This is a genomic window from Lentilactobacillus hilgardii DSM 20176 = ATCC 8290, from assembly GCF_000159315.1.
Taxonomy (GTDB): Bacteria; Bacillota; Bacilli; order Lactobacillales; family Lactobacillaceae; genus Lentilactobacillus; species Lentilactobacillus hilgardii.
The window spans coordinates 63,808-66,675 of the sequence record NZ_GG669998.1; the positions used below are offsets into that span (position 1 = coordinate 63,808).

Annotated in this window: 3 protein-coding genes; all 3 read left to right on the forward strand. The window is 40.7% G+C overall.

Annotated elements, in window-relative coordinates; all coding sequences use genetic code 11:
- Window positions 1-357: 357 nt before the first annotated feature.
- Window positions 358-1,374: a tryptophan--tRNA ligase gene (gene trpS / locus HMPREF0519_RS11605; RefSeq protein ID WP_003636489.1), complete on the forward strand. Its 1,017-nt coding sequence runs from the start codon at window positions 358-360 to the stop codon at window positions 1,372-1,374.
- 23 nt (window positions 1,375-1,397) lie between these two features.
- Complete coding sequence (locus HMPREF0519_RS11610) at window positions 1,398-2,327, forward strand: Ppx/GppA family phosphatase (RefSeq protein WP_035463093.1); 930 nt, start codon at window positions 1,398-1,400, stop codon at window positions 2,325-2,327.
- A 108-nt stretch (window positions 2,328-2,435) separates the two neighbouring features.
- A partial coding sequence (locus HMPREF0519_RS11615) for a hydroxymethylglutaryl-coenzyme A reductase family protein (protein WP_499841957.1) occupies window positions 2,436-2,868 on the forward strand: 433 nt, incomplete at its 3' end.

Here is a 2,868-nt window from a genome sequence, read left to right on the forward strand (position 1 = left end):
CTTATGCTTGCACAATTTTAGTTTGATTTCGGCCTCCTGTCAATTGAATGAGTCGACCTTGATAAATGTTAACTGAGCCTTTGACATTTCCTATTTTTATCAGTAAAATTAAAATGTTATTAGTAGATGAGTAGAATCGTCCAAAACAGAGAGGTTATCAAGGCTGAAAGTGACCGCGACGAAACGAATTGGTAGTTTAAAAGGGTAGCACCCGTATCGCTTAGAGAGGTAACTACACTTACAACTAGTTACAATTTAGGTGGTACCACGTCTTAGCGTCCTATTGTTCAATCAATAGGACGTTTTTTCGAAAAATTGTGCTATTCAAAATTCGGATATTGAAAGGATAGTTGCAAGATGGCAAAGAAAATTATTTTAACAGGAGATCGACCAACAGGCAAGTTACATATTGGCCATTATGTTGGTTCATTGAAAAATCGGGTTGAATTACAAAATTCCGGTGATTACGAAACCTTCATTATGATTGCAGACATGCAAGCCTTAACTGATAATGCACGTGATCCTGAAAAAATCCGCCATAGTTTGATTCAGGTTGCATTGGATTATCTAGCTGTGGGAATTGATCCAGAAAAATCTACAATTCTAGTTCAATCGCAGATTCCTGCACTCCCAGAGTTAACACAACATTATTCAAATCTGGTTACGGTTTCTCGGCTTAACCGAAACCCAACCGTGAAAAATGAAATTAAGCAAAAGAATTTTGGTCAAAGTGTCCCAGTTGGATTTGAAATGTATCCGATTAGTCAGGCGGCTGACATTACCGCTTTTAAAGCGACTACTGTTCCTGTCGGTGATGATCAGGAACCAATGCTTGAACAGACCCGTGAAATTGTGCGTTCATTTAATTCAATTTACAAAGCAGATATTTTAGTTGAACCGGAAGGCTATTTCCCACCAAAGGGGATGGGACGGATTCCAGGGCTGGATGGCAACGCCAAAATGAGCAAATCGTTGGGAAATGCGATTTATCTCTCGGATGATGAGGACACCATCAGTAAAAAAGTAATGTCAATGTATACCGATCCCAACCATATTCATGTTGAAGATCCGGGTCAAGTTGAAGGAAATACGGTTTTTACTTATTTGGATATTTTTGATCCCGATCAATCAAAGGTGGCTGAATTGAAAGCCCAATACCAGCACGGCGGATTAGGTGATGTGAAGATCAAACGCTACTTGAATGATGTCCTTCAAGCAGAGTTAAAACCAATTCGTGAACGCCGAAATCAATATGAAAAAGACATTGCCGGTGTTTACGATATCCTTAAAAAGGGTAGCGAATATGCAAACACGGTTGCTAATCAAACCCTTAAGGAAGTTCGCGATGCAATTGGAATCAATTACTTTGGCTAGAACTGCCGGAAAGGATGGCAGGGATGCAAAACCTTGTAATTTTGGATATTGGTTCTAATTCGGTCCGAATGGCCATCAATCAAATCTTAAATGACGGCAGTTATCGTGAAATCAAACGTGTTAAAAGTGATAGTCGACTTTCTGAAGGTATGGGCAAAGCAAAGGTACTACAGCCACAAGCTATGGAAAGAACGATTCAGGCGCTGGCAGATTTTAAGGCTATTTACCAACAATACCGGTCGGATTCCGTAATCGGCATTGCGACTGCTGCAGTTAGACAGGCCAAAAATCAAACTGATTTTTTACAAGCGGTCAAAAAAAAGATTGGTATTACAATCCGTGTCCTCTCAGGTGTTCAGGAAGCTTATTATGACTATTTGGGCGTCATTAATCGATTGGGAATCAAAAACTGTCTGATTCTTGATATTGGTGGTGCAAGTTGTGAATTGATCCGGGTAGTCAATGGTCAAAGCAAGAATTTAACCAGTATCCCGATTGGTGCTGTTAACATCTCGGAACAGTTTCATTTGAATGACAATGTTTCAGGTGCCAATTTATTTAATGCCCAGTTTCATATTCAGAAATTATATTCCCGAATTAAATGGCTTAAGCATTCTCAACGCGAACCGCTTGTCCTTTTGGGCGGGGCTAATCGAACCCTGGCCAGGATTAATCGAACACGTCAGGGAATGAAGCGGGTTGACTCGATCCATGGCTATCATTTGAGCTATGAACAGGTTAATCGTACTTACCTTAATCTTCTTAGGGGTGATGTTAAACGTCGTCGCCAAATTAAAGGCTTGGAGCATGACAGAGCTGATATTATTGTTGGTGGGCTATTGCCGTTAATGGTGTTAATGGATAAGGTTGATACCCGAAAGGTTCTATTCTCAGAGAGCGGCGTTCGTGAGGGGATTATCACGGAGTTTGTAGAAAATAAAAGTGAGCACTAAGTGATTTTGAGTATGTTTGGAAGTTTATCGATAAGAAGGCTGGAACCAGGATTATTCCTGCCCAGCTTTTTGTCGCTTATATGAAAAGTTATTTTGGAGGCGGGGCAGATGGACGCTCGATGGGCACATTTCTATCAAAAATCATATCGGGAACGACTTGATTTGATTGCAGATTTCTCAGGCTTAAACAGTGATCAAGTAGCTTTGCTCAAAACAACCAATGCTAAGACCTTTGGACATTTGATAGAAAATTACCTTACAGACTATGCGCTGCCCGAAGGAATTGTCACCAACATGAAAGTTAACAACCGTCAGTATCTTGTCCCTATGGTGACTGAAGAGCCTTCAGTAATTGCGGCTGCCAGTAATGGCGGAAAACTGTTATCAGGGGACATGGGCATCAAGGCCAGCGTAAAGCAGCGGCTTTTGAGTGGTCAAATTATTTTAAAGGACATTAGTGATGAAAGACAACTAAGGGAATTTATAAGTGACCGTCAACAAGCACTTATTGGGATTGCCAATAATAGTCATCCCCGAATTC

What these genes read in the sequence shown, in the direction of transcription:
- trpS (WP_003636489.1), top strand. Translation starts at nt 358, where the DNA reads ATGGCAAAGAAAATTATTTTAACAGGAGATCGACCAACAGGCAAGTTA.
- HMPREF0519_RS11610 (WP_035463093.1), top strand. Translation starts at nt 1,398, where the DNA reads ATGCAAAACCTTGTAATTTTGGATATTGGTTCTAATTCGGTCCGAATG.